Here is a 23,828-nt window from a genome sequence, read left to right as displayed (position 1 = left end):
AGGAATGCGTTCGTGCGTCATGACGCGATACCCTCGCTTGGGCGGATGGAAGCGCGCTGCCGGAACCTACCGGCGGCGCCCGGCCCGTCAGGCCGTTTCCACATCCAGCATGTAGCCGAAGCCGCGCACCGTCTGAATGCTGGCGCCCGTGCCTTCCAGGCGTTTACGCAAGCGGTACACATAGACTTCGACCGCGTTTTCGCTGAAATCGGCGTCCCAGGCGGACAAGGAGTTCACGATCTGACGCTTGGTGACGACGCGGCCCACGCGGGCCATCAGCATTTCCAGTACGGAAAGCTCGCGCACCGACAGCGACAGGCGTTGGCCATTGGCGCGCACTTCGCGGCCGACCGTATCGAACACCAGCGGACCGACTTCGATCAGGGGCTGCGCCTGGCCTGCCCGGCGTCGGCCGAAGGCACGCACGCGCGCCGCCAGCTCGGGCAGTTCAAAGGGCTTGGTGACGTAATCGTCGGCGCCGGCATCCAGGCCCGCAACGCGGTCTTCAATGCCGTCGCGCGCGGTGAGGATCAGTACGGGGACTTGATTGCCGTCTTGGCGCAACTGCCGCAACACATCAAGCCCGCTCATGCCGGGCAAATTTAGGTCGAGCAGCATGAGGTCGTAAGGCTGGCCAGCCAAGGCGCCCAGCACTCGGTCGCCTTCGGTCAGCCAGTCGACCGCATAACCCTGGTCGGCCAGGAATTCCTGGAGCGCATGGCCCAGGGTGGTGTCGTCTTCGATTACCAGAACTCGCATGCCGCGATTCTAGCGCGATCCGAAAAAAAAGGGGCGCGAAATGCGCCCCTTCCCTGGATTCGTTCACCCGCCGGACGGCGCCCCGGCCGGGGCCGGGGTGGCGCTGCCCGGGCTTGCGCCAGCAGCGGGCGTTTCGCCTGCCGCGGCGCCGCTGGATGGCGGCGTCGTGATGAACCCGATGCGCGACATGCCCGAACGGCGCGCCGCGGCCATGACCTTGGCCAGCGTTTCGTAGCGCGTGTTCTGATCGGCGCGAATGCGGATTTCAGGTTGCGGCTTGGTGCCGGCGATCGACTTGAAGCGGTTGGGCAGGTCGTCAATATTGACCGGCTTTTCGTCCCAGAACAGCGCGCCACTGGCATCAATGGCCAGGTCGACCGTCTTGGGTTCTTCTTCGATCTGCTCGGCGGCCACCTGGGGCATGTTGATCTTGATCGAATGCGCCAGCAGCGGGGCCGTGATGATGAAGATCACCAACAGCACCAGCATGACGTCGATCAGGGGCACCATGTTGATCTCGGAAACCGTATGGCTTCCGGACCCTTTTCCCTCGAAGCTGCCAAAGGCCATTATTCGCTCCCGCGTTGAACCGCGGCGCCGTTACCGTTCTGGCGACGCAGGGCGCGCACCTTGCCGTCGGACAGCGCCACTTGCTGGCCGGTGGTCAGGAACGCAAACAGGTCGTGCGCAAAGGCATCCAGGCGCGACAGGTACACGCGGTTGTTGCGCACGAAGGTGTTGTACGCCAGCACCGCGGGAATGGCCACGGCCAGGCCCAGGCCCGTCATGATCAGGGCTTCGCCCACGGGGCCGGCGATGCGGTTGATGGTCACGCCGTCGGACAGGCCGATACCCACCAGGGCGTGATACACGCCCCACACCGTGCCGAACAGGCCGACGAACGGCGCGGTGGAGCCCACCGAGGCCAGCACCGTCAGACCGTTTTCCAGCTTGGCGGTTTCTTCGTCGATCACCTTGCGCATGGTGCGCGTGACGAAATCGGAATTGCTGCCGGATTCTTCCAGCTTGGTCGCGCCGAACTTATTGTGGTGCGCCTGGGCGTGCATGGCGTGGCTGGCCAGGTGCGAGAACGGGTCGCGCGCGCCGTGCGTGCTGATTTCGTGCTCGACCTGCTCCAGCGAGCTGGCGTTCCAGAATTTGTTCAGGAAGTCCGCCGAACGCTTGCGCATGCTGACGTTGCTGGCGGCCTTTACCAGGATCAGGTACCAGGTCACCAGCGACATCAGGATCAGGATGACGAACAGGCTCTTGCCCACGAAATCGCTCTGCGCGACGAAGTGCAAGAAGCCCATGTCGGGCGGCGCGACCGGCAACGGCGCGGGGGTGGGCAGCGACGGCAGCGCGGCGGCGGCGTTCTGCAGCGCGTCAGCCGATTGCTGAACGACGCCGGCGCCGGCCGTGGCGGCTTGTTGGGCTGCGGGCGCAGCGGCGGCGGCAGCGGGTGCAGCCGGGCTGGTCGTCGCCTGCGCCACCAGGGTGGCGCCATGCAGTGCGTTGGACATCTCAGTTCCTCATTACGAAATCGAACGGAATTTTGGCTTTGGCGGGATAGGCCACGCCGTTACGGGTATAGGGCTTGAACCTGGCCTTGCGGGCAGCGGTCAGCGCGGATTCATCCAGCCTCGAGAAACCCGAGGACGTGTCGATCGTTGCGCGGTCCACCAGGCCCTGCGTGTTGATCTCCACCAGCACCAGCACCCGCCCTTCTTCCCGCATGCGGCGCGAAGCCATCGGGTAGGTAGGCATGGGACGCGCGCCCTGGAATTCGATGCTCGACACCAGCACGGGCTGATCGGGCGGCGGCCCCTGCTGCGGGCTTTGCGTGGCCTGCGCGCCATCAACCGCGCCGGTGGGCTTGGCCTGCGGCGGCGGCGTCTCCGGCTTGGGCTCGGGTTTGACTTCCTGCTTGGGAATCGGCTTGGGCTTGGGCTTCGGCTTGGGTTTTGGTTTCGGCTTGGGCGCCGGCTCCGGCGGCTTTTCAACCACCGGCTCGGGTTCGGGTTCCGGCTCGGGCTTCAGTTCGGGTTCAGGCTCGGGCTCGGGTTCCGGTTCAATTTCGGGCTGCGGCTCGGGCGGAGGTTCGACCACGGGCTCCGGCGGTTCGGGCGTGGGTTCCGCCTTGGCCACCTGCGGGATGGGCGCATCCACCAGGCTGACCATGACAGCCTCGGGTTCCTCGAGCTCAGGACGATTCGTAGGCGCCATGAAAATGGCTCCGATCACAGCCGCATGAAGTGCGACAACCGCCAGCCCGGCGCCAGCGCGTATACCAAATGAAGACGGCGAAGAAGAATTCGAACCGCGTTGAAAACTAGGCATGAATCAGCCAGAGTGCATTGACTTATCCGGCCAGCCAGACGAAGACGCCGCCCAAAAAAAAGCGGCATCAGCCAGCCGGTACAAGCCGATCATAATATCTTAAATGCGAATGATTCGCACGTTCTATTTCGTCTGGAATAGCGTAACACTGCCCTACCGGGTCAAACCAGAAAGCTCAAAACGTGTACAAGGATGCTTGCGCAAACGCAAGGAATGCGGGGGAAGCCGGCGCGATGCCCAAAGCAAAAAACCCGCCACAATGAAGTGTGCGGGTTTCGCTGGAAGAATCGGCAAAAATGCGAATGTTGCTTTTGGTGGGTGCTACAGGGGTCGAACCTGTGACCTACGCCTTGTAAGGGGCTAATCAACACTTAAAAATCATGCACTTACAAGGGAAACCAACCAAAATTACCAACCCAAGCATAGATCAGCTAATTTTATAAATTATCGCTTGCCTGTCGAAAAGCCTCTCACGCCAGGGTGGCAGCCATCCCGCCAGCAAAGCTCAGTTGGTAGCGCAGCGCACTTGTAATGCGAAGGCCGTAGGTTCGATTCCTGTTGTCGGCACCATTTTTCTCTAGGCTGGCAAGCCCATCCCAAACTGCGACCTCAGGGGCGATGTTCTGATCCCTCGGGCCTCCACGTCCACGTTACTATTCCCCTCGTTCGTAGAAAACACAGCAGAGAGCGGCATGGATCTACTGAAAAAGCGCTTGACCGCAACCGACGAAAAACTCAAGGAAATGAAGGCGGCCCGCAAGGCAGCTGACAAAGAGCGGCGTTCCGCCTACAAGCAGATCCGGGCAGACCTTGAGCGGAAGGCTATGCTGGCGGGGGAAGCGATCCTACGCCGCTTGGACCGCGGTGACTGGGACGAGGCCGACTTTCGGCAAATGATGGACGACTACGTGTCCCGGCCTGCTGACCGCGCCCTGTTCGACTTGGACTGATGCGTCGCCACGCGGGGCCGTCACCCGGTCTTCCGTGCTACGCTGGCTCTGCTGCCTTTGCACTTGTCCTGCCTTGGGTGGCACTGCGCCCCAGCCCCCCTTACGGCTTGGGGCGCTTTCGTTGGAGTGACCACGCTGCGCATCGCCCACGGCTACTTCAACATCAACCTTGATGTGGTGTGGGACACCGTGCAGACAGATGGTGGCGATTTCGTTACTCACGTCTTCCCATTTTCTCGAAAGCGACCGTCAGCCTAGTGCGGCCTCAATAGCGGTTTTATAGACGTTTTCATCTGGCAAGGTGACGTTATTGAACGCCTCTTGAACCTTGTAAACCGTGGTCGAATGTGGCGGCAGTGCTTTCAGCGGCACCGTGGCCCCGTCGATGATGCCTGCTTCTTCGTGCTCATAGGCAAGAAACGTGATCGACGCCGGTTGCAAGGCATAACGGATCAAACCACCGACCCCACCAAGGCGGGCCATGATCCGCGTGTAAACAGGTTGCGGACAGACGAAGAATAAACCTTTCCGGCACAACGCTTCACGTTGCAGCACCTGGCCTTTGTAGATCAGTTGGGGAAGGATGCGCTTGTTGACGTTTTCCCAATTCAAGCCCGCCGTTATTGCCGGGTTTGTGCGTTCCGGCGTGAGCAAGGCTTCCCTACCGTTGCGGTAGTTGCCCGTTGTGTCGATGGTCTGAACTTCGACGGCGACGAACTCTTTCAGTTTGCCATTGGCATCAAGCAATGCCAGCACCCAATCTACGAAGTAACTGCCCGCGCCGTCCTTTTGCGGCAAGCGCAATTCGCCGCTCCAGCGTTTTCCGAAAACGGCTACGACCGGTGCTTGTTTCTCCCGCGCCCGCGCTGATGCTTGCCGGCCCGCGATCAGCTCTAAATCGTCGTCAAACGCGATCTTCGCCACGTCGTACAGGGCGCGGTAATTGTCCGCGTACAAGCGGATAGGACAGCAAATAACCGGGCCGGAAGTCACCGGCTTGATGGTGCAAACGCCAGCGATGGCCCCGTCACTCAACCGCTTTTCGCACACTTCGGACAAATAGGGGCATTGCTTGTCCGTCGCTGCGGCCACTGCCGCCGGAGAGTGGTCATCGGAGCGATAGCCGAAAAACTCCCAAATCTTTCCCGCCACTACGCCACCCTTACTTTGCGCTCGGTCTTGCGGACATTCCCCAGCGCATGGGCGATAGCTCGCCCGACGGCTGCGCCCAGCAGCGGCGGCACGGCGTTACCTACCTGTTCGTATTGCTCAACCCGCGATCCGCAGAAAACGTAGGTGTCAGGGAAGGACTGGATGCGTGCCGCTTCGCGCACGGTAAAGGTTCTGTCTTGCTCGTAATGGAAGTAAGCGCCCCAATGTGGATCGCACTTGGTCAGGATGGTGGACGCGAGGCCATCAGGATTGACCCGACCGTAACGTTTCGTGTGATCACTGCGCCGCGCCATGCGCATCCCGCGCGGCAACAGGGCATCGGGAATATCCGTCCAGTTCCCGCCCTGCGGAATGTGCGTCATGCGTTCAAGGTTGATCTTGCTCAACCGTGCTGCTTCGTGACACGTCACACCAGTTGAACCCACCCGCATCAATTGTTGATACGGATTATCCGCCGAGTGCCGGTAGTCTTTGACCTGCTCGCCAATCTCGCCGTTGTGCAGGGCCGGCAAGTCGCCAATGGCATCTTTGACCGTGACGTGTGACGGCAATTCCAAGGAGCGTGGCAAGTTCACCAAGTTTTTCCCGGCGAATTGAGAGGTGAAATTCACTCGAACTGGGGCTTGGCGCAGCGGTTCCGGGAATAGCGCCGTGGGATCGACGCCGCAACGGCTGCCAAGGATGATCGTGCGCCACCGGGTTTGCGGCACACCGTAATGCGGCGCGTACAGAATCCGCACGTCGGCGTCGTAGTCGAGCTGCTTCAATGATTCCAGGATCGCATCCAGCGTTGCGCCGCCTTCAAACGACACCATGCCAGGGACGTTCTCGATCAAGACCGCTCGCGGCTGAAATTCAGTAACAAACCGCAGGTATTCGCGGAACAGGTGGTTCCGTGAATCATCGGTGGAACGCTTGGGCGCGTTGATCGAAAAGCCCTGGCAGGGCGGGCCACCGGCGATCAAATCCAATTCGCCCCGCTTCAAGCCCAATAGTTTTCGGACTTTGCGTGCATCGACCTCGCGAATGTCCCGGCTATCGACCTGCGTGGCTGGATGGTTGGCCGCGTAGGTCTGCGCATAGCGCGGGGAAATCTCGTTTGCGTAAAGCGAAGTGAACCCGGCTTCGCGCAATCCTTCGGACAGTCCGCCCGCACCTGCAAACAAGTCGAGCGAGGTCAAGCGCCCTTCCAAAGAATTAAATTGGCTCATATCGCTTTTCTCTTGATTGATTGACGCGGCTTCCTGGCCGCTGGTGCTGCGAACATATCGGGCTGCAAGCCGCCTTGGTTCCGGTCGGCGAATGCCTGCATGAACTCGCGCAGCACTTCCGACGCACTCCTGTTTTCAGCCAAGCAAGCTCCTTGGAACGCCTCTCGGAGTTCTCTTTCAACACGAATGCGTAGGCCAGCGTCTTTGCTCGACATAGGGTGATAGTACCCCATGGATACACATTTGTGTATCCAAAAAAAGCCACCAAACGTCGCATAAGTTCTAAGTTTTGCGACACGCTCCGCTGGAAACTCGTATTCAAGCCTTCAGGATGTGATGAAACGCGAGCGTAGGAAGCCGCAACAACGATCAACGTCGCTGCGACTTCACGGGTAGCAGCCTATGGCTATTTTTTCTTGCGGCGCAGTTTGCGCCTTTTTGCTGCGGCTCGGTCTAGCAGCACGAAGGCCAGGTCGCATACGGCGACGGTCAGGGAGAGCAGCGAGAGTGTATTTTCAAGGTTCATGGACGGTATAGCGCGCACTCTGAAACGGGCGAGTGCCCTCAATCCAACGTGTTAATGCTCCGAGATCATGCGCCCAAAATAATGAATGGCCCCGCGTTAGCGTATACGCGCCTGACATGCATCCAATTGCGCAGTCACTTGCTGGATTCCTGCCCTGAGGGCGAAATAATCCGGTCGAGCAGCTGGATCAAGTTCGGCGCGGGTTCCATCACCCAGGCCGGAGCCGGCTCGGGCTTTGGGCACTCCACCGCTGGAGGCGGGGCAACTGGCAACGACGTGCAGCCGCTGGCGCCCAGCATCAACATCAGCCCGTAGGCCGTCGTCTTGTACTTGCGCATTGCGCATACCTCCATAAGCGGCCCATTCGGCCTTCGCATTCCGTTCGTTGATTTGGCCAACCTCGGCCACGCGGCGCTCCAGGATTTCGCGCGCCTGGCGCTGGGACTCGGCGATGCGGGCCGACTGATCGGCCTTCATCTCGGCAATCTCAGCGCCGTACCGCCAGCCCTGAACCCTCCACGCCGCGCCACCGGCAACGATGGCGCCCACCAACAGAGCCGCCGCGTACCCCTTCCAGCCCATCAATGCGCCCGTCAGCTTGGCCAGCGGGTTCATGGCACCACCTCGGCGACGGCCTGGCGGTAGAGGTCTGGCCAGGCTTTCGGGTGCGGCTTTCCAGGGCGCCAGGTGCGCTGATACAGCGCCCAGGCGGCGTCTACATCGCCGATCGACGGCAGCGCCTTGGGATCGGACCACAGCAGCAACCGCGCGAACGCCGCCGCCAGCACGTCGTCCTTGTCCAACACCTCGTACACCACATCAGCAGTCGCCGGAACGCTGCGCGCCTTGCACACCGTCTGCGCATGCTCGCGCGTGCTGGTATGCAGCAGGACGCCACGCCCCCCGCCGCCCTTCTCGAATTGCCAGAACCCGCGCGCCGGACCACCGATCTGCCGGCGATAGACGAAGCGGCTTTCCTGCAAGCCAATCGCCAGCAGCATGACCCTCGCGACCGGCGTGTCCATCTTGGCCGGCAGCAGTGCCAACGCGGGCGTGATCGCGTCGTCCGTAATCGTCTTCAGATCCACAATCACCCCTCCCCACCAGGCCGCACGCCCAAGATCTTCGCGCGGACCTCGGCCACCCATTCAAGCAGCCCCTTCTGGCGCATGCTTGCTATCCATCGCATGTACGCCCCCAATACCCACCACGCGGGAAGCCCCGCCAGCAGCATGCTCGGCCCCAACACGTAAAACTTCGCCAGCAGCGCGTCATCGCTGCCCGCGCCATGCTGCGCCAGCCAAATCATGGCGTCCATCAGCCCCGGCTTCCAGGCGATAACGCCTGCGGCAAGCGCCGGCCCGAACATGAACGAGCAAGAAACCGTCGAAATCGTGCGGATAGTGAACTCGCGCACGGATCGTGGCGGCATGATTAGCAGCCCAAGCAGGGCCGCCAGCGCCGCCGGCGCGCCATACGCCATTGCGACTTTCAAGGCAGCGAGGCCTCCCAGCCCCGTAGTACCTGGTTCCATAGTTGCACTGCTCCTGTAGACGGTGCGCATGATTGCCTCCCGTTTGGACAAAAAAAAGCCCGCCGAAGCGGGGTTGTGTGATGCCGACGTGCGGCTATAGGCGGTTCAGTTCGATAGACGAGGCATCAAGCTCATACAAGTCAGCGAGTGCGCAGACCTCAAGCTTCTGCACATCCGCCTAAGTTCTCATCCCCGCCCCGTCATGCCTCGATGCCAGCAGCCAAAATGAAAAGCTCGTCCAAGTTGGCGCCAGTCAGGCCGAGTAATGCCGCGATGGCCCGCAGCATTTCGCTATCACGCCGGAACTCCTGCAAGTCGGCCCATGCGCGGCGGTACATGGCCGGCGTGTCCTCGTGATCGATGATGGCCTCGGCCGCTTCGAACAGCGTCGTTTCTCCGTGCGGCGTTTGCCACATGGCCTCACGGCCCTGGAAGCGGCTCACGACTTGCGGGATAGGGGTAGGCGCGGCAGCCCATTGGCCGTCTTCCCGCGCAACGAAGCTATCGGCGGGACGTTGGCTAATCATGGCTACCCAACCTGGAGGGCAGTCACCCCCAATCTGTTGCTGGCTTTCACCGGGATGTGCGTATACGTTCATGCTACTGCCCCTTTAACTTTCCAAACTTTGATCCGGGCGGGCAACCCAGCTACACCTATCCCAGTGGAGCCGGTATAAGTGAACGCCCCGCCGCCCAGCGGGTAGCCGATTCCAAGCGCATTCTTTGCGGTGGAAAGAATGATGGAGTTGTTGCGCATGGTGGCGCGTATGCCGGCCATGTTGGCGTCACCGCTCCACCAACCGGGGTTTCCCCAATTTCCTTCGTACAACACTTCCGGCTCTAAAATAACGTGATGGCCGGGGAACGGATTGGTAAGAACATACTGCGAGTTGATCGCGATGTTCGCAGGCGACGCCTCGCTCCCGCCATTTGGGTAGATGATGGTGAATTCAATCTGGCCGACCAGCGTCTGAAACTCGGCATCCAAAGCCGCCAAATCGCTAGCCAGTTGCGCGGCGTCCACACTGCCGGGGTTCACAACGGCCCCGAACGCATGCACCGTCCAAACACCGGCAACGTTCAGTGGGCGCGTTTCGGCGGCAGTTCGAGCGACCCTGGATGCATCAAACGTGGTTTGGTCGCCCGCACCGTCTCCAGCCGCATAAGCAATGAACCCGATGCCAGAGCCGGTAGCCTTGGTCGCACTTTGAAATGCGCCAGAGCTGCTCACGACCGCACCTACCCCGCCCGCCCCGCTTCGCGTAGTCATGGCCCCAGTAAGGTTTTGCAAAGCGTCGCGCTGAATCAGACCGTTCGTGTCCGCCGACATAGCCCCGTCACCGCGCCGGAAGACCGCGCCAAGCGACCCGGCCGACTTGCCGTTCATATCCGGCACGCGAATGGTGGTCGACCCGTCGCCCACCGTGTACATGCCGCGTTGCGTGGGATCGCTCTGCCAAGCAGCCTCTGCCACAACAGGTAGCGTGCCTGCGATCACCATGGCAGCGAGATCAGGAAAGGTGGCACGGCTTACCACTTGACCGTCCAGGGGGATTTGACCGGCAGGAATGGACACCCGCAACGGCCACCAGGATGGCGTGCCCACTGCGATCTTGGAGCGCACCTCGTAACGCGAAGCGAAGGTATCCCATTCAGCAACACCTTGGCCCTTGATATAGATGGGTCCGATATTTTCAGATGGGACATCCCCGGCCGAATACACGGTCAACCCCGTCCCCGCCTCTGCAAGTTTGGCATAGTGCTTAGCCGAAAACCCGTCTCCCTCGACCGGAGCGCCCATCTTGGTAGCCCACTGCTGAGCTAGTTGCGCGCTTGCTTCGGCATCGTCCGCCTTTTCGGCTGAAATTTGGCGGGAGGCATCAGCGTCCTGCGCCGACTGCGCCGCCTGGTTCTGGCTCGCAGCCGCAGCATTTTTACTGGCCGACGCCACTGAGGCGTCTTCATCTGCCGCAATCGCAGCCTCACTTGCCTGTTCAAGTAGCAAATTAGCCTCCGTCGCGAATCCCGGCAGCGCTGCCATAAAGGCGTCGGCGCGTTCCGGGAAATTCTCCGGATCACTTCGACTGGGCGGCGTCGGAAGATTGGTAATAGCCATATCAGGTAAGTCCTTCAATTTCCAAACTGCAAAAAGAAACCAGTGGGTAGGCGATTTCTAATGAGAAGTCACGGTAAAACCCGAAGATCGTCAGCGGGCCATACCCTTGCGCGTCCGTGCCGATCCAGACGCATGGCGTGGCGCGAAGGCCAGACAGCAGTCGATAGACTGCGTTGAAGCGAGCTGAATCGACCCAAAGCCGATGAGACATGCGACGAGAGAAGCGCCGCCGCCGAAACGTCGTGACGCCAGTCGCTGAAGTCTCTTTGCGGCTGTAGTCGATGATGCCGGCGCTACCGCCATACTCCACTTCACCGACCTCATAGGCAGTGCCACAGATCATCGCGCCGCACGCGGCATCGGCCCCTGGCGCACTAATCGTCACCTCAAGATGCAGGCTTCCATATGCGGGAATATCCGTTAGGACAACCTCGGACAGCGGAATAAACGGCTCAAAGAAGTATTCAAACCAGTTCGAAACAATCGAACCCTCCAGCAACCGAGAATGCTCGTAGATGATGGGCCCTGCGGGGCCGTCCCTACCCACCACCGACAAATGCGAGCCGCCCAGCTCCAGAAGCGCCAGGCTGTTCGTGATCCCCGGCTTGACCACAACTGCCAGGGGACTGGGCGCGACCGTCTGCGTGCTGACCTCGCTATCGAACATGAGCCATTTGTTGGTCGGCCCCGCCGCCGCCCAATAGAGCGGCGACAAGTCCGGTTGATGACTTTTGTTTGGCGCCTGGACGCACTCGTAGATGATCGATTCGAAGAGGACGTGCGCCCCCAGGGGATAGTCGGTTGCCGGATCGTATGCAGGCAGATCACTGTCCGGCACGCTCGAACTGATGAGCTGTGCCGGACCTATCACCACAGGTTTGATTACTTTCATGTGCTTTCCACCTGAAGAGGCGCGCCTGCCTCGGTACGAACCACCATCCCGTCCATTTCGAGTCGGTCAAGCTGGCGCGCGGTCTTGCCCGTATTGCTGGCCGTCGCTCTCGCCTCGATGCGCAGGCTGGCGACTTCCGCCCGCAACGCCTCATTCGACTGGCGCAGCGCACGCAGTTCTGCAAGCAGCAACTCTTGATTGCCGCCCCCGGAAAGGATCGCCTGCGTACGCTCTGCGCTGAAGATCCGAGAAGGGCCGGTTACCTCCAATTCCGGCCCGCGCTCGCCGACAAGGCGCAACCCGCCGGCATGGTCGCCCCCCTTCGCAAACGCCGCCACGGCTTGGCCGGTCAACGCATTGACCACCTGGCGCAATCCGTTCACTGTTGCATCGCGGCTAGCGTTGATCGCATTCGTGATCACCTGTTCGCCGCTAAGCGCGGAAGTCTCAAGAGCGGCAAGGGTCGCATCAATCTGCGCAAGCAGATCCAGGCTTTCCTTCGCGTAGTCCTTCGGCGCGACGGAATCCAGACGGCCGGCGATAGCTTCGGCCCGAGCCAGCGCCGTAGCAACAAACGCCTGATATGCGGCATCGGATGAGAACGAATCCTTAGCCGCCTCAAGCATCGGTTGCAGAAGTGAGTTGAGCTTGTCGGCATAGCCGGCCAGCAACTCCCCGTCCGCCCCCATCGCACTCGCGTACGCTGTCGCATAGTCGCCTTGCAAAGATGCGAACTGATCCTCGGGAGATAGCTGGCTATAACGGTAGTCAGAAACCGACTTTCGAAGCCCGGCAGCGCTTTCCGCCATCAAGCCGGCCAACGCCTTCTGGGCCTCGTAGTAACGCACAGTCTCCGCGCGCAAATCGCCCAACCGAGAAACCGACTTCGTTGCATCAAGCGCAAACTTCTGCAATGCGTCCGCATACGCCGTTTGCTGGCTCTTGGCATTTATTGCCGCTTCGGTCGCAGCCGCCTGCGCGCTAGCGGCGGTCGTAACCGACGCCGCATACTCGGCCTGCAGGCGGGCCACATCGGCCAGCCCCGGTGCCGCTGCTGCCGCCGCCTGAGCGGCCTGCAACGCCGCTTGCGCCTGCGCCCAGGCTTCTCGCGCAGCCGGCATCTGCGATTGCGCCACGCTACGCGCCGCGTCAAGCTCCGCCCAGTTCTTCTTTTTGTACGTGACCGTTTTGGGCGCGTAAATATCCCAATTCAGCTTATCCAGCAGCGCCTGGGCTTCGGTCGCCCGTTGCTGAGCCGCTGCAAGGCCCATGGTTGCGGTGTCGTAGCGTCCCTTTACGGCGTTGTATGCCCCCTCACGCTGTTTGCGCTCAGCCACCCGCTGCGCCGCCAAAGCATCAGCGGCGCTCAGCCGGCCAGCGGCGGCGACCAGGCCAGCATTGCTCGGTCCCACCGTATTAATCCCGGTGATTTCCTCCGCAATGGCCTGCGGCGTCATGACCTTGGCGTCAATGATCCCGCGCGCCGCATCCCGCACGGCCACCCGCTCGGCGTTGATGCTGCTCATCAACCCAGCGAAGCGGCCTGCTAAGTTCTGCAATGCCAGCGCCATCGTCGCGACAAACGTGTCGGTATCGACCGCCGCCAAAGCCGCGCCCAACCCAGCAAAGTCAATAATCGCGCCTCCGGCTTGCGCCCGCAGATCCGCGATCTGATCGCCCAACATTGCGGACGCCTCCTGCCCGGCAGTCATCTCCGCAGAAGCGCCGTCCAGATTACCGTTGAACTGGATCAGGCCGGAATCCAGAATCAGGAACAGGCGCGAGATATACCCAACTGCCGCCGAAGCCGACGACGCGCTGTCCGACACCTCATCAAACGCGATCGCCGCGCCGGACAACGCAGGCAACGATGCCCCTCGCCCAACAAACGGCTCAAACAACGCCGTAGCTGCTTGCTGCACCGCCCTTTCAGACGCCTCCATAGCCGCCGCAAAGGCCGGCCCGAGAGAAATCAAGGTGGCGTATGCCGCTCGTCCCGAATCCGTCGTCAGGTCCAACGCCAGCGCGACTTTGTTCAACTCCTTTATCGTGTTGGGCATATCGACGCCAACCGATTGCAGCGCATCACTGATGGACGCCAAGCTGAATTTGGCGCGTTCCCCTTCGGTATATGCCACCTCATAGAACGCTTGGCTGGCATTGGTCAGGCTCTCCAATCCACCGAATGCCGCCGCAACTTTGGTAGCCGTCTCCGCGCCCAGCAGCGACACGTCCAGCAAGCCATGGCGAAGCAGCTTCAGGGAAGAATTGACGGTCGCCAAGCTGTCACTCAATCGCGCGAGCGTCTGACCAGCAGATTCACCTTCGGCGGCCAACCGGTCGATGTCAGGGATCAGCGCCCGAACCATGTTCTCTCCGACGTTCGCCAGCATCGTGTCGATGAGCTTCTGGTTCTCTTCGGCGTTCTTCGTCAGGGTGATCTTGATGCGCTCGCTGTAGGTGTCCAGAGTTTGGGACGACACCCCAATGGAGTCCGCCAGCGCGCCGACGCCATCCTTCATCAACTCAAAGGAGGCCGTCATGGACTCCATAAATTCGTTGTCCAGCGAACGGTATTGGACTCCCTTTTTATTGCTGCGAAACAACCCACCTTTTTGAGTCCAAGGTGTCTCGTTGTGGCCCATAAAGCCAAGGGAGCCGAAGTCACCAACGATGGAGGTGTCACCGTATTTCTTTGGCGCCATGCCAAACAGGCGCGCAATCGTGGACGAACCTGAGAGCATCGAGGCCCACTCACCCTTGACCCCCACCGCTCGCAATACCTTGTCCGTCCACAGCGACGGCCCGGTGATTGGGTTGTACTTGGCAATCGGTGCCATCGTGCCATTGCCGGCATCCCACCCCTGCTTGTAGAGCGAACGCGAAGCCATCATGCCGGCGGCGATCCAGCCAACCACGGGAATCGCGCCAGCCGCCATTGAACCTGCGCTGGCCGCAGCGCTGCCGGCAGTCGTCGGGCCAGCCAGGCCTGCGGCAAGCGTGGCACCCTGACCTGTCATGCCCAGCGCAAACTGCGTGGCCGCTGTTGATCCGATAGCACTCCCAATGGCAGAAACGCCCGAGGCAAGCGACGCGGTAATCCCGCCCGTCAGGGCACCGTATGCGGTCTTGGCAAGGCTCAGCACATTCATGAGTCCCAGCCCCCCAAACGAGCCGCCTTGGCCCGCTGCGCCCGCCAGGGACGCTGCCGCGCCGCCTGCGGACGAAACACCGCCCATGATCCCCGCCAGATTGGCGACCATGTTCACAACGATGGGCTGTGCAAACATTTTGTACAGTTGGTCCGCAACCGTGGTCTTGAACGTCGTGGTCAGCGATTTGGTGAATGACTTCCAGCCCTCCTTACCGTTGTTCAGCATGTCGGCAAAGCCAATCCGGAACACGTCGCCGTACTTGTCCACGCTGCGCTCCCAATCACGCGCTGCGTCGTCCGCGATCTTCTTCTGGGCGTCCTTCACGTCCTTGGCGCTGATCGCGGCAGAAAGCCGTTCCCGGGCCTCGATTTCCTGTTCGATGAGTTCAACTTCGCGCTCCGACCCTTCGAAGCCGGCCAGCGTTGCCTTTCGGTCATACAAGCGCGCGATAGTCAGACGTTCCAGCGCCGCCTTGCTCAGCCCGTAAGTGGCAACCTGATCTTCGACTGCGGCGGCCTCCTGGCTGATCTTTCCGACGCCATCTTCCAGATCCTGCATGTACTTCGCGTGCGACTCCAGAAACGCTGCCGTTTCCTTGTTGGTGCGTGCCAGGGCGCCTGCCTCGGCGGCTAGCGCCTGCACGCGCTCCAGGCCGGCGCGCGCGGCTCCCTTCAAATTCCCCTGAAGCAGCTCACCGATCTCAGCGGCGCGCCGTTCATGCTCGTTGAGCTTGCTGGTTTGCAGACCACGCTCGGCCAGTTCCACGGCCAGCGCCTTTTCTTCCACGATGCGCGCCCGCAAGCGGGCGGCTTCGCTATCGGTCGCGCTCGGACCTTTCCCGGCCCCCTTGTCATCAAACCGCTTCTCGATATCAGCCAATGCGGCCTGGTGCGCGGCATACACCTTGCGATACTCGTCAGTCCCTGCGATCAGACCAGCAACCGCTTTCCGATAGGCATTGGCCTCCGCCTCAAGGGCTTTGGCGCGCTGCTGGGGCTTGGTGTTGCGCGTAGGGTCGTCCAAATATTCGGCGCGAGCGCGCGCGGTAGCCAGATCCTCGACGGCCTTCTTTTCCGCCTGCGCAGCAGCAACAGTGGCGGCAGATTTCGCCAACATTGCGCCCAATTCGGCCTGAGCGCCGTCAAGGCCGCTCAATTCCTTCGCCGATACCGTGGAGCCACCCTGGCGCGCTAGCCTGATGTTTTCCTGTCGCTGCCGCACCTCGCGTTCCATCTTCGCGATGGCATCCTCGGCGGTAGAGGGACGGCCAATGTCCAGCATGGCATCCCATGCCCCCTTGGCTGCTCCCTGCACGCTGGCCCATGCACGCTCCAGCGTGCCCAGACTGCTCGTGATCTTTGGGGCGCGGTCGTTCAGCGCATCGGCATAAGCCTTCTGCGCGACGGCCGCCGCTTCGCTCGACCGCCCTTGCAGATCCAAGGCGCGAATCTGCTCATAGGTGCTTACCGTCAGGTAGTTCATTCCCTCGTTCAGCTTGAGAGAAGCCTCCAGAGGCGCCTTGCCCAAATCCCCGAACGCCTTGGCGGTGTCGGTCACGGCCGTGCCCGTCGTCTTCTCCCAGCGTATGGCGGCGGCGGTAAACCCTTCCAGGCTCTGCGCCCCCACCTTTGCTGTCCCTGCGAAGACATTCAGCGCCGCCGCAGCTTGGCCCTGCGTGCCCACCATGGAACTGATCTGTCCAGACATTGCCTGCAACTGGCCGGCGGTCACGCCCGCCGCGTTGCCCGTCTTGATAAGCGTCTGAACGTAGGTCGGGGTTTCCTGAGATCCCTTGTAATACGCCACGCCCAGGGCCGCCACGGCGCCGGCCGCCAGAGTCATGGGACTGATGAGACCTCGGACGTAAGTCCCCATGGCCCGCGCTGCGGGGCCGATCCCGCCAAACATATCCTTCAGTTGTCCGCCTTGCTGCAGCAGCACCGTCATCGGCCGCTGACCGCCCTGAATGGACGTGATGATGTCAGTGAACTGCGCAGGCACACCGCGCATCGCAGCGGCCGTAGCCTTTGCCGACATGCCCAATTGCTTCATAACGGGTTCAGTGGCTGCCAGAGCCGCCTTCGCCTGGGTCTGCTTCGCCGTCACCGCGTTCAACTGGTCCAGGTAGGGCTTGAGCTGGTTGGTGTCAATGCCTCGCTGCTTGGCGATTTCCTGATAGTAGGCAGCTGTGCCCCGCGCGCCTGCTTCCGCTACAGCGATCTGCCGCTCGATCTGCCCGATCAAGCTCTGCGTGGACCGCTCAATCTTCTTGGTTGCCTGGCTGCTGGTATCGGCTGTCTTGTTGAGACTCGTGGAGGCACCGCGCCCCAAACTGTCGAGCGATTTCTTCGCTTTGCCAGTTTCTTGGGCAACGTCAGCCATGGCAGCAGAGAAACCGGACGTGTCGGCAGTTACCGAAACAACGCCTTCCGCAATAGCTTGAGTCATGGTCAGTCCAAAAAAAAAGCCCGCGCGTGGCGGGCTACTTCCGGTTTATTTCTTCCAGTGCGGAAAACTCAAGGACGCGCACTTGGTCTTCCATTTCTTCGTACTGCTCGGGAGACAAGCCCATACGGTCCATCTTGTGGGACAGGGCGCCATAGTCCAATCCTGTCGCCCCTCCCATGCCCATGCGCCATTGCGAGCGCAAGGCGAAGAACAGCATGAACGCGGCTTCGTTCTCCGGCCAAATCTCGACCGGATCGCCGGCAACGTCATCCGGGGTGAGGCCGAATGCCGCGAGCTCGCGCGGATCAGGCGGCCTCTCATAAAGTGCGGCGCCCAGCGCCTTCAGTTTCCCAGGCGGGCTTTACTCAGCTCGTCGATATACGCGCCGACGACGGCGCGCGCCGATCCGACGTAGCCCTCGACCATGCGTTCGATGTTCCCCGCATCGAATGCGTCATCCAGTTCCCAGCCGCACACCACGTCGAGCAGGATTTCCACGTCTTCGCGGCCTTCCAGCTTTTCAAGGAAATCCTTGAATTCCTCCTTGGTGCGATGCTTGAACGTAAATTCCACGTCCACGAAGCCATTGCCGGGCACAGGCAGACCCACCTTGCGCTTGAACGTCGGAGCCGGGTTGAGGGTGAATTTGAGTTTCGCCATAATGTAGTGATTTCCTATTGCGTTTCTGATCGTTTGCCACCGCCCGGAATGGACGGTGGAACCGGTGATGGGCTTATGCTGCGGCGTAGCGCACGGGGCGCGACAGCAGCGAGAACGTGGCCCGCACGCCCATCACTTCGCCCTTGGTCATGGTCGGCGTCTCGTTGAACGACACATAGCCGTTGTAGAGAATCATCGAACCGTTCGGGAACGTGATGCGCAGAGCGCGCACTTCACGGGTTTCCGCAGCGGCTTGCAGCGCCTTGTAGCCGGCCAGCGTCGGATCGTCGGCAATGGTCAGATCCAGCGACTGCGCGCTGGCCTGCGTCGGGATCTGCGCTTCGAAATCGTTTTCCAGAAAGCTGTACGTAGCGAACTGCATTTCGCCGCCGGACGTGCTGGTTTCCAGGATCTGCGTGATCTGGGTGAACGCCGTGATTTCACGCACCGAGCCGGCGCCGGTGCCAGCGGGGTACTGCACCAGAGATGATGTATTCATGCCATCCAGCGAGAATGCTCCGGCGGCGGCATCGGCGACACGCACGATGCGCTCATTGATCTTCTGCCAGCCGGACTTCACTTCGACGAGCGCGCCGTTGGCGATGCCGTGAGCCGCGCTTGTCGCAACGGCCGGATTGGCGTTGGTAAGAGCGGTGATGTTCTTCGACGCGCCATATGCGGTCGCCAGCGCGATGATCACGCCATTCGGGAGGGATACTGACATTGTGGGCTTCCTATCTCGGGACGAAAAAAAACCCGCACGAGGCGGGTTGTGTGGTGTTGCCCCAAAAATGGGGCGGTTTCGGCCCAGCGGGCCATCAAAGGGAATTACGGTGGTTCAAAAACCGGGCTGTCGATTTCAAGCGCTACGCTGGAGACAGCGATATCGGTGCCGCCACCGATGCCCAACATCCGGCTAGAGGCGCGAGCGGTGAAATAGTGATGCCCGAAACCCGGAACCGTGACGCGAAAGCTGAAGCTGGATTCCGAATCAAGCGCTGCGCGCAGCAAGGCCTGACCCGGATCGACCAGGCGGTACATCTCCAGCGGTAGGGAAGCGGCGGCCTGGGCAACACGTCGCTGATAAGGAACCGCTGCGCCAATGGGGTGAAAGGGAGCGGTCTGATACGACTTGCCCAGGCTGCTCAGCACCCGGACGCCACGGACAGGCGTATAGGCCAATGCGTCGAACGCCGAGCGCGTCAACGTGGACGGAAGGACGGCGCTGACACCGACCGTGGAGCCGGTGGATACATGAGGTGTCGTCATAGGGTGTCGTGCCAGATCATGAAATCCTGCGTGGCGCCCTTGAAGCCGGTGATTGGGTCCGTGACGGACACCGGTCCACCCTCGGGCCGAGCAAACGTCGGCGCCCCGCACAGGATCGCCCTGGTAGCCGCAATCAGTCCGGATGCATTCAGGCGGGTCTTCGCCCAGACATTGATTTGGACGCGAGCGCCCTGCTTGTCCGCCGTTTCCCCGTCGACAAACACGACATCGCGCCCCCCGACCTGTTGATAGGTCATAAACGGCATAGGCGTGTCGCCGGCCGCGGTATCGGGAAATACGCGGCCCTCCACAAGAGGGGCAAGGGCCGCAACGATCATCGGCTCAAGCATTCAGAATCTCCCCGAGTTTTTCCGCCATCCTGCGACGGCCAGCCTCAACTGCGGCGCCCAGCTTCGCATCGACCGACACACGCAAGTACGGCTGCGCCGGTTCGAAGACAGGCGTTTTCAGAGGCTGGTCCTTCAGCGTGACGTATGAGCCGTCGGGCAGTTTCAGCACGGCGTATTTGCGCCAATGGCCATGCTCGACCAGCCACCAGTGCGGAGCCTTGCTCTTGTTCACGCCAACCATGTAGGTTTTGCGGTCTGGTCCGGATTCCGACGCGTCGAACCAGCGGTAGATGGCCGCCTGAAGCGTGCCCATATGGACCGGCACCCGTGCCCGAATTTCGTCGTAAAGAACGACTGCCATCGCATGCGCGGCTGGCCGAACCGCTTCTTCCTGCACCTGCTTCACAAATGCAGCGACCTGGCCGGCAATGTCGCCTTCGAAGGAGAATGCAACAGAACGGGCGCTATGTTTCCTGGCCTGTCTCATCGCTCAAACCTCCCTCGCAGAAAGCAAGCGACAAACGAGGTCAGTGTGTTGCCGGCGCTCTTCATCGGGTAGAACCGCATCAACGACATAGGTATCCGGCCCCCGCGCGATGCGCATCCCCATCACCACGTCGCGCCGGTAAGGAACACGTATGCTGGCCTTGGCGATTTCCTGCGCTGCGCCCGCCTTGATCGCTGCCACGCCCGAGACATAGCGGATGGAGGCCCAGGCCTTCCCCACGATCTCCCAGGCCTTCAGTGGCTCATTGGCGGCGTCTTTGCCCTCTTCGCGGCGGAGAATCGTCACTCGGCGGTTGCGACTGCCTGCTTTTTGCATGATCCCTCCTAATCTGGCCACCAGCGGTATGGCGCGGCCAGTTCCTCGAAGCCGTAAGGAATTGGAGCAAGCTCCAGATCGGTGGTGGCCTCCCGGTTCTTGTCCCAATGCCCGACGAGCAAAAGGAGCGCCAGCACCACATCATCTTCAAGGACCAGCGCGTTTGCAGGCGCAGGATCAGGAACATCCGCCGCAGCCTTAAATAGCTGACGCAGCGTCCGCGCCTGAAATCTCCGCACTGCCGCGCCCACGTACCGACCCAGCAGTACATCGCTGGTGTCCTCCGCCTCAATGCGCAACTGCTCCCGAACTTCGTCCAAATCGAGCATTGATCTCAGCGGGCCGATTGCTCAGCCCGCCCTCGAAGTAGTTAGGCGGCCTTGCCCTGCAGCGCCTTGATGGCGGCAGTGTCCTGCAACACGCACCCGAAGCGGTGGAAGGCCAGGAAGCCGGTTTGGTCAAATTCGGCGTAGCGTTCCACCAGGCGCTTGAGCACCATGTAGCGAACGCGGCGCAGGATGAATTGATCGAAGTCGCCCGCGAACATGAACTTGGCGCCAGCGGCGACGGACGGAATGGCCTGGTCGATCACGTACTGGTACTTGAGCAGGCGTGCCGGGGCGCTGGCGTCAAGGCCCGGGATCCACAGGGGACGGCCGTTGCCGTCTTCCATTTCTTCCAGCGCTTGCAGCGTGGCGTCGTTGAACGCCAAGCGGAACTTGGGCGCACTGCGGTAGGCCGGATCGATAGAGTGAATCAAGCCGTTCACTTCCTTCCAGGTGAATGCGCCCGCAGCGGTGGTCTGTTTCCCGACAGAGACAGACGCGGCCAAGCCCTTGGGCTGGGCGGGCGATCCGGCCCCCGTACCCATGACGATCAGGCGGGATTCGGCACGGCCGATACGCGAGGCGATGCGACCCGCCAAGTACGTCTCCATATCGATGCCCGAGTCCGAAAGCAGTTCGTTCGACACGCGGATCACTTTGGACGTCAGCTTGTGGGCGCCCAGTGCGTCCATGCCGAATTCCACATCCTTTTCACCGGCGTCGGTGTTTTCGCCGATCAGCTCGCCTTCATCATTGGTGCCGTCACTCGTAGGCCACTCGATCGGATTGCCGCCGTCAGTGACCAGCACCTGCGCGACACTGGCGATGCCCCCATATTGCTTCATGGATTCCTGCACCTTAGCCAGGAACGTCGTCGGAACGGTGTAGCCACCCTTCTCCGGGCCGGTCACGCCCTGAGCGCGGGCTTCCAGCAACATCTTGCGCTCTTCCGAGGTCAGTTCGCCTGCGCCATGACGCACGAACTTGATGAATGCCTGGGTGCGCTGCTCGTCGGGACTTCCGTTGCCCGCCGCAGCGGCGGCTTCCGCTGCCAACTTGCCGGCGTTGTCTTCGACGTAACGCTGCTCGGTGTCGCGCAATTCTTCTTCGCGCTGAATCTGCTCGTCCAACTTCTTCAGGTCGGCCTTCATGCCGTCCCATTTGGAGCGTTGCTCGTCGCCCCAGGCGGTTTCGCCTTGGGCGTCATGGAACGTGCGCATTTCAGCAGCGATTCCCGCACGTTTTTGCTTCAGTTCTGCAAGGGTCATATCGACTCCGATTAAATTGATGTGAGAGAGGTCAGTTCAAGGAAGCGCTCGCGCGCGCGACGCTCGTTTACAGCCTTGGCGGCAAGGTCCCGGGCGCCTTCGGCCATCTTCTTCCAGCTTTCCAGCGAACGCTGGGCGGCGTGGCTATCGCCATAAGCCGGGTACGTGACTGGCGACACGTCGCGCAGTTCAGCCAGCTTGTGGATGGTTCGGACGATGATTTCGCCTTCGCGGCGCCACTCGTCGCCGTCCGGAGCGACGCGAAAGCCGAAACTCGATCCAGTCACGTCTCCGCGTTTCAGCGGCGTCAGTACGAGATCGCGGACCGTCTGCGTTTCCGGTGGGTCGATGGTGTAGGCGAGGCCGCGAGAGTCGATTTCCAGCCGCAGCGTGTTGCTTCGCGTACGCCCCAAGACGAAATTCGGATCGTGATTGAAGAGCGCCCGTACGTCATCGCCCATGACGTCATCGAATGCGCCAGGGGCGATTTCCTCAACAAACGTGCCGAAGAGCAGCGCGCTGCGCGTGTTGAACACTGCGGCGTAGCCCGCGATCTGCGGGCGCTCCGTTTCACCGTCGCCAGACGTGCGAAGCTCACACGGCTGGTTGCCCAGCGTGCGCATTTCAAGGTCTTTCATGGTTGTCCCTATTGGCTTTCAGCCGGCGGGTTTGCCGGCGGCTTTCCGACCTCAGCGGCCGGCTTAGCATTGACGCTGATAAGCAAATCCGACAGCCCTTCACGGGGGCTGAGGTCTTCCAGGGCGCGGACCTCATTACGGTCCATCCAGCCATCAGTGATGGCCGCGTGATAGAACTCCGCCCGCTCTTTCGGCGTACCGCGCAACAGCCCGGCAAGGTTGAGCTTGACGTAGTAGCCGGCGCGTCGCTCGGCGGGTGTGAACAGCTTGCTGTTGAGTTCCTGCTCCCAATTCACGCCCCAAGGCATCATCGAGTAGCGCACGAAGCGAATGCTCTGCTCCGTGATGTTCGAATTGGTGGCGCGCTCCAGATCGTTGATCATGTCCGCTGGAACGTTGTAGATGGCCGCAATCTCAGTGCGGTTCATCTTTCGCGTTTCCAGGAACTGCGCGGCCTCAGGCGGGATGGTGAGCGCGCGATAGTCCAGGTCCGCCGGCAGCAAGAGGGTCTTGTTCTCCGACTGGATAAGCCGTGACACAGCCTTGCTCCAGAACTCCCGCAGCCGCCCCCAGGTATCTTTGTTGAGGTCGCCCTTGACGGTCAGAATCCCGGTCGGGCGCCCGCCCCCTTCGAAGAACTCGCGCCCATACCTCTGCGCGGCCAAGCCCAACCCGAGCATGTCAGCGTGCTGCTGAATGATGCTCTTGCCCATGCGGCCAGACGAACCCAAAGCGCGGATATGCACCATGTCTTCCGGAGCCACGGCCATCGCCTTGCCATCTTCGTCGGTCGTGCTGTAGATCCATCGCCCAGCGGGCTTAACCAGCGAGGTGGTCCAGGGTAGGCAGAACTCCAGTGACTGAAGTTCGCCGGAGCGGCGTCTTACGATCCGCGTGTAGCCGTTTCCCCAACCCAAGACGTGATGCTGCTTCGTCTCGCGCCATTTGTAGCTGGTTTGCCAGTCGTTCGGCTTGGAGTGGATCAGGTCGAAAGCCGGATGGTCCGTCGCTGGTTCTATCCGGTTCCCCTGACGGCGCAGAACGACCGCTGGCAGCTGCGCCACGTTGCTGGACAGCACGTAGTGGCACGCATATACCGCCGACAGGCAAAGAGCCGCCTCCGGCGTCACTGAGATGCGCTTGCCTTCCCCGTGCAAGTACTCTTGCAGGTTCTGGCCCGTCAGTGGCACAGAGGGACTTTCCACGCTGCGCCCTTCAAAAAGCGAAGACAAGATCATCGCTTCCCCCCGGCAGCGGCGCGCAGCGCAAATGCGAGCAGCAAGGAACCGGCGGCCAGCAGTGCGGGGCCAGCACCGAATTGCAAATACACCCCGGTCGCCACGCAGCAAAAGCCAGCGAGGCCAGCCGCATCAATCAGCAGATTCTTCAT

General features: G+C 61.4%; 26 protein-coding genes and 1 tRNA gene. 2 read left to right on the top strand and 25 right to left on the bottom strand.

The genetic code is table 11. The annotated features are described in order from the left end of the window. Positions 1-87: 87 nt before the first annotated feature. The 4 genes from ELS24_RS09230 to ELS24_RS09215 form a co-directional block, all read right to left on the bottom strand. Entirely contained in the window at positions 88-759 is a 672-nt protein-coding gene (locus ELS24_RS09230; protein WP_006218435.1) for a response regulator transcription factor, read from the bottom strand. Positions 760-822: 63 nt separating this feature from the next. Then, complete coding sequence (locus tag ELS24_RS09225) at positions 823-1,329, bottom strand: ExbD/TolR family protein (RefSeq protein ID WP_127183922.1); 507 nt, start codon at positions 1,327-1,329, stop codon at positions 823-825. Further along, positions 1,329-2,282 carry a MotA/TolQ/ExbB proton channel family protein gene (locus ELS24_RS09220; protein ID WP_127183921.1) on the bottom strand — a complete coding sequence of 318 codons (954 nt, stop codon included), beginning with the start codon at positions 2,280-2,282 and terminating at the stop codon, positions 1,329-1,331. The genes ELS24_RS09225 and ELS24_RS09220 overlap by 1 nt, the downstream gene beginning before the upstream one ends. A gap of 1 nt (position 2,283) precedes the next feature. Beyond that, on the bottom strand, positions 2,284-3,099 hold the full coding sequence (locus ELS24_RS09215) for an energy transducer TonB (protein ID WP_050445931.1): 816 nt from the start codon (positions 3,097-3,099) through the stop codon (positions 2,284-2,286). 494 nt (positions 3,100-3,593) lie between these two features. On the opposite strand from ELS24_RS09215, the gene ELS24_RS09210 reads away from it, so the two are divergent. Together ELS24_RS09210 and ELS24_RS09205 are read left to right on the top strand one after the other, a co-directional pair. Beyond that, a tRNA-Thr gene (locus tag ELS24_RS09210) sits at positions 3,594-3,669 on the top strand. 122 nt (positions 3,670-3,791) lie between these two features. Beyond that, on the top strand, positions 3,792-4,049 hold the full coding sequence (locus ELS24_RS09205) for a hypothetical protein (protein WP_127183920.1): 258 nt from the start codon (positions 3,792-3,794) through the stop codon (positions 4,047-4,049). Positions 4,050-4,298: 249 nt separating this feature from the next. Here ELS24_RS09205 and ELS24_RS09200 read toward each other — a convergent pair whose 3' ends face one another. The 21 genes from ELS24_RS09200 to ELS24_RS30815 all read right to left on the bottom strand — a co-directional run bounded on the left by ELS24_RS09200 (position 4,299) and on the right by ELS24_RS30815 (position 23,828). Next, complete coding sequence (locus tag ELS24_RS09200) at positions 4,299-5,201, bottom strand: NotI family restriction endonuclease (protein ID WP_127183919.1); 903 nt, start codon at positions 5,199-5,201, stop codon at positions 4,299-4,301. Further along, positions 5,201-6,433, bottom strand: coding sequence for a DNA cytosine methyltransferase (locus tag ELS24_RS09195; RefSeq protein ID WP_127183918.1), 1,233 nt, complete (start codon positions 6,431-6,433; stop codon positions 5,201-5,203). The genes ELS24_RS09200 and ELS24_RS09195 overlap by 1 nt, the downstream gene beginning before the upstream one ends. A gap of 622 nt (positions 6,434-7,055) precedes the next feature. Next, entirely contained in the window at positions 7,056-7,574 is a 519-nt protein-coding gene (locus ELS24_RS31050) for a lysis system i-spanin subunit Rz (protein WP_205736959.1), read from the bottom strand. Then, complete coding sequence (locus ELS24_RS09180; protein ID WP_127183915.1) at positions 7,571-8,047, bottom strand: hypothetical protein; 477 nt, start codon at positions 8,045-8,047, stop codon at positions 7,571-7,573. Before ELS24_RS09180 ends, ELS24_RS31050 begins: the two co-directional genes overlap by 4 nt. Positions 8,048-8,049: 2 nt before the next feature. Beyond that, a complete protein-coding gene (locus ELS24_RS09175; RefSeq protein WP_127183914.1) occupies positions 8,050-8,493 on the bottom strand; it encodes a hypothetical protein in 444 nt (147 codons plus the stop codon). A gap of 200 nt (positions 8,494-8,693) precedes the next feature. Beyond that, entirely contained in the window at positions 8,694-9,020 is a 327-nt protein-coding gene (locus ELS24_RS09170) for a hypothetical protein (RefSeq protein WP_240669473.1), read from the bottom strand. 68 nt (positions 9,021-9,088) lie between these two features. Further along, positions 9,089-10,609 (bottom strand): phage tail protein, encoded by a 1,521-nt coding sequence (locus tag ELS24_RS09165; RefSeq protein WP_127183913.1) that lies wholly within the window; start codon positions 10,607-10,609, stop codon positions 9,089-9,091. Position 10,610: 1 nt separating this feature from the next. Continuing rightward, positions 10,611-11,501, bottom strand: coding sequence for a hypothetical protein (locus ELS24_RS09160; protein WP_050449232.1), 891 nt, complete (start codon positions 11,499-11,501; stop codon positions 10,611-10,613). Continuing rightward, positions 11,498-17,104, bottom strand: a complete 5,607-nt coding sequence (locus ELS24_RS09155; RefSeq protein ID WP_127183912.1) for a phage tail length tape measure family protein — start codon at positions 17,102-17,104, stop codon at positions 11,498-11,500. The genes ELS24_RS09160 and ELS24_RS09155 overlap by 4 nt, the downstream gene beginning before the upstream one ends. Positions 17,105-17,138: 34 nt before the next feature. Beyond that, positions 17,139-17,348 carry a DUF1799 domain-containing protein gene (locus ELS24_RS09150; RefSeq protein ID WP_240669547.1) on the bottom strand — a complete coding sequence of 70 codons (210 nt, stop codon included), beginning with the start codon at positions 17,346-17,348 and terminating at the stop codon, positions 17,139-17,141. Positions 17,349-17,446: 98 nt separating this feature from the next. Next, entirely contained in the window at positions 17,447-17,764 is a 318-nt protein-coding gene (locus ELS24_RS09145; RefSeq protein ID WP_127183910.1) for a phage tail assembly chaperone, read from the bottom strand. A gap of 73 nt (positions 17,765-17,837) precedes the next feature. Beyond that, on the bottom strand, positions 17,838-18,488 hold the full coding sequence (locus ELS24_RS09140; RefSeq protein ID WP_127183909.1) for a phage tail protein: 651 nt from the start codon (positions 18,486-18,488) through the stop codon (positions 17,838-17,840). Positions 18,489-18,592: 104 nt separating this feature from the next. Then, complete coding sequence (locus tag ELS24_RS09135) at positions 18,593-19,033, bottom strand: hypothetical protein (RefSeq protein ID WP_127183908.1); 441 nt, start codon at positions 19,031-19,033, stop codon at positions 18,593-18,595. Continuing rightward, on the bottom strand, positions 19,030-19,383 hold the full coding sequence (locus ELS24_RS09130; RefSeq protein WP_127183907.1) for a DUF3168 domain-containing protein: 354 nt from the start codon (positions 19,381-19,383) through the stop codon (positions 19,030-19,032). Before ELS24_RS09130 ends, ELS24_RS09135 begins: the two co-directional genes overlap by 4 nt. Then, a complete protein-coding gene (locus ELS24_RS09125) occupies positions 19,376-19,870 on the bottom strand; it encodes an HK97 gp10 family phage protein (protein WP_127183906.1) in 495 nt (164 codons plus the stop codon). The genes ELS24_RS09130 and ELS24_RS09125 overlap by 8 nt, the downstream gene beginning before the upstream one ends. A gap of 3 nt (positions 19,871-19,873) precedes the next feature. Further along, positions 19,874-20,206, bottom strand: coding sequence for a phage head closure protein (locus ELS24_RS09120; protein WP_127183905.1), 333 nt, complete (start codon positions 20,204-20,206; stop codon positions 19,874-19,876). An 8-nt stretch (positions 20,207-20,214) separates the two neighbouring features. Beyond that, positions 20,215-20,535, bottom strand: a complete 321-nt coding sequence (locus ELS24_RS09115) for a head-tail connector protein (protein WP_127183904.1) — start codon at positions 20,533-20,535, stop codon at positions 20,215-20,217. A 41-nt stretch (positions 20,536-20,576) separates the two neighbouring features. Then, positions 20,577-21,800: a phage major capsid protein gene (locus ELS24_RS09110; RefSeq protein ID WP_127183903.1), complete on the bottom strand. Its 1,224-nt coding sequence runs from the start codon at positions 21,798-21,800 to the stop codon at positions 20,577-20,579. Between the two features lie 11 nt (positions 21,801-21,811). Beyond that, on the bottom strand, positions 21,812-22,423 hold the full coding sequence (locus ELS24_RS09105; protein ID WP_240669472.1) for an HK97 family phage prohead protease: 612 nt from the start codon (positions 22,421-22,423) through the stop codon (positions 21,812-21,814). Between the two features lie 23 nt (positions 22,424-22,446). After that, a complete protein-coding gene (locus ELS24_RS09100) occupies positions 22,447-23,676 on the bottom strand; it encodes a phage portal protein (protein ID WP_127183901.1) in 1,230 nt (409 codons plus the stop codon). Next, positions 23,673-23,828 (bottom strand): hypothetical protein, encoded by a 156-nt coding sequence (locus ELS24_RS30815; RefSeq protein ID WP_164741230.1) that lies wholly within the window; start codon positions 23,826-23,828, stop codon positions 23,673-23,675. The genes ELS24_RS09100 and ELS24_RS30815 overlap by 4 nt, the downstream gene beginning before the upstream one ends.

The sequence above is a fragment of the Achromobacter spanius genome (genome assembly GCF_003994415.1).
GTDB classification, from domain to species: domain Bacteria; phylum Pseudomonadota; class Gammaproteobacteria; order Burkholderiales; family Burkholderiaceae_B; genus Achromobacter; species Achromobacter spanius_C.
This window is presented reverse-complemented; position numbering and strand designations above follow the sequence as displayed.

Bases quoted from the DNA above. Each gene is read 5' to 3' on its own strand.
- ELS24_RS09115 (WP_127183904.1), bottom strand. From the start codon at position 20,535: ATGCTCGATTTGGACGAAGTTCGGGAGCAGTTGCGCATTGAGGCGGAG.
- ELS24_RS30815 (WP_164741230.1), bottom strand. From the start codon at position 23,828: ATGAAGAATCTGCTGATTGATGCGGCTGGCCTCGCTGGCTTTTGCTGC.
- ELS24_RS09155 (WP_127183912.1), bottom strand. From the start codon at position 17,104: ATGACTCAAGCTATTGCGGAAGGCGTTGTTTCGGTAACTGCCGACACG.
- ELS24_RS09230 (WP_006218435.1), bottom strand. From the start codon at position 759: ATGCGAGTTCTGGTAATCGAAGACGACACCACCCTGGGCCATGCGCTC.
- ELS24_RS09125 (WP_127183906.1), bottom strand. From the start codon at position 19,870: ATGAGACAGGCCAGGAAACATAGCGCCCGTTCTGTTGCATTCTCCTTC.
- ELS24_RS09120 (WP_127183905.1), bottom strand. From the start codon at position 20,206: ATGCAAAAAGCAGGCAGTCGCAACCGCCGAGTGACGATTCTCCGCCGC.
- ELS24_RS09195 (WP_127183918.1), bottom strand. From the start codon at position 6,433: ATGAGCCAATTTAATTCTTTGGAAGGGCGCTTGACCTCGCTCGACTTG.
- ELS24_RS09110 (WP_127183903.1), bottom strand. From the start codon at position 21,800: ATGACCCTTGCAGAACTGAAGCAAAAACGTGCGGGAATCGCTGCTGAA.
- ELS24_RS09135 (WP_127183908.1), bottom strand. From the start codon at position 19,033: ATGACGACACCTCATGTATCCACCGGCTCCACGGTCGGTGTCAGCGCC.
- ELS24_RS09215 (WP_050445931.1), bottom strand. From the start codon at position 3,099: ATGCCTAGTTTTCAACGCGGTTCGAATTCTTCTTCGCCGTCTTCATTT.
- ELS24_RS09130 (WP_127183907.1), bottom strand. From the start codon at position 19,383: ATGCTTGAGCCGATGATCGTTGCGGCCCTTGCCCCTCTTGTGGAGGGC.
- ELS24_RS09145 (WP_127183910.1), bottom strand. From the start codon at position 17,764: ATGGCGAAACTCAAATTCACCCTCAACCCGGCTCCGACGTTCAAGCGC.
- ELS24_RS09170 (WP_240669473.1), bottom strand. From the start codon at position 9,020: ATGATTAGCCAACGTCCCGCCGATAGCTTCGTTGCGCGGGAAGACGGC.
- ELS24_RS09105 (WP_240669472.1), bottom strand. From the start codon at position 22,423: ATGCGCACGCTGGGCAACCAGCCGTGTGAGCTTCGCACGTCTGGCGAC.
- ELS24_RS09165 (WP_127183913.1), bottom strand. From the start codon at position 10,609: ATGGCTATTACCAATCTTCCGACGCCGCCCAGTCGAAGTGATCCGGAG.
- ELS24_RS09225 (WP_127183922.1), bottom strand. From the start codon at position 1,329: ATGGCCTTTGGCAGCTTCGAGGGAAAAGGGTCCGGAAGCCATACGGTT.
- ELS24_RS09220 (WP_127183921.1), bottom strand. From the start codon at position 2,282: ATGTCCAACGCACTGCATGGCGCCACCCTGGTGGCGCAGGCGACGACC.
- ELS24_RS09205 (WP_127183920.1), top strand. From the start codon at position 3,792: ATGGATCTACTGAAAAAGCGCTTGACCGCAACCGACGAAAAACTCAAG.
- ELS24_RS09140 (WP_127183909.1), bottom strand. From the start codon at position 18,488: ATGTCAGTATCCCTCCCGAATGGCGTGATCATCGCGCTGGCGACCGCA.
- ELS24_RS09160 (WP_050449232.1), bottom strand. From the start codon at position 11,501: ATGAAAGTAATCAAACCTGTGGTGATAGGTCCGGCACAGCTCATCAGT.
- ELS24_RS09100 (WP_127183901.1), bottom strand. From the start codon at position 23,676: ATGATCTTGTCTTCGCTTTTTGAAGGGCGCAGCGTGGAAAGTCCCTCT.
- ELS24_RS31050 (WP_205736959.1), bottom strand. From the start codon at position 7,574: ATGAACCCGCTGGCCAAGCTGACGGGCGCATTGATGGGCTGGAAGGGG.
- ELS24_RS09175 (WP_127183914.1), bottom strand. From the start codon at position 8,493: ATGGAACCAGGTACTACGGGGCTGGGAGGCCTCGCTGCCTTGAAAGTC.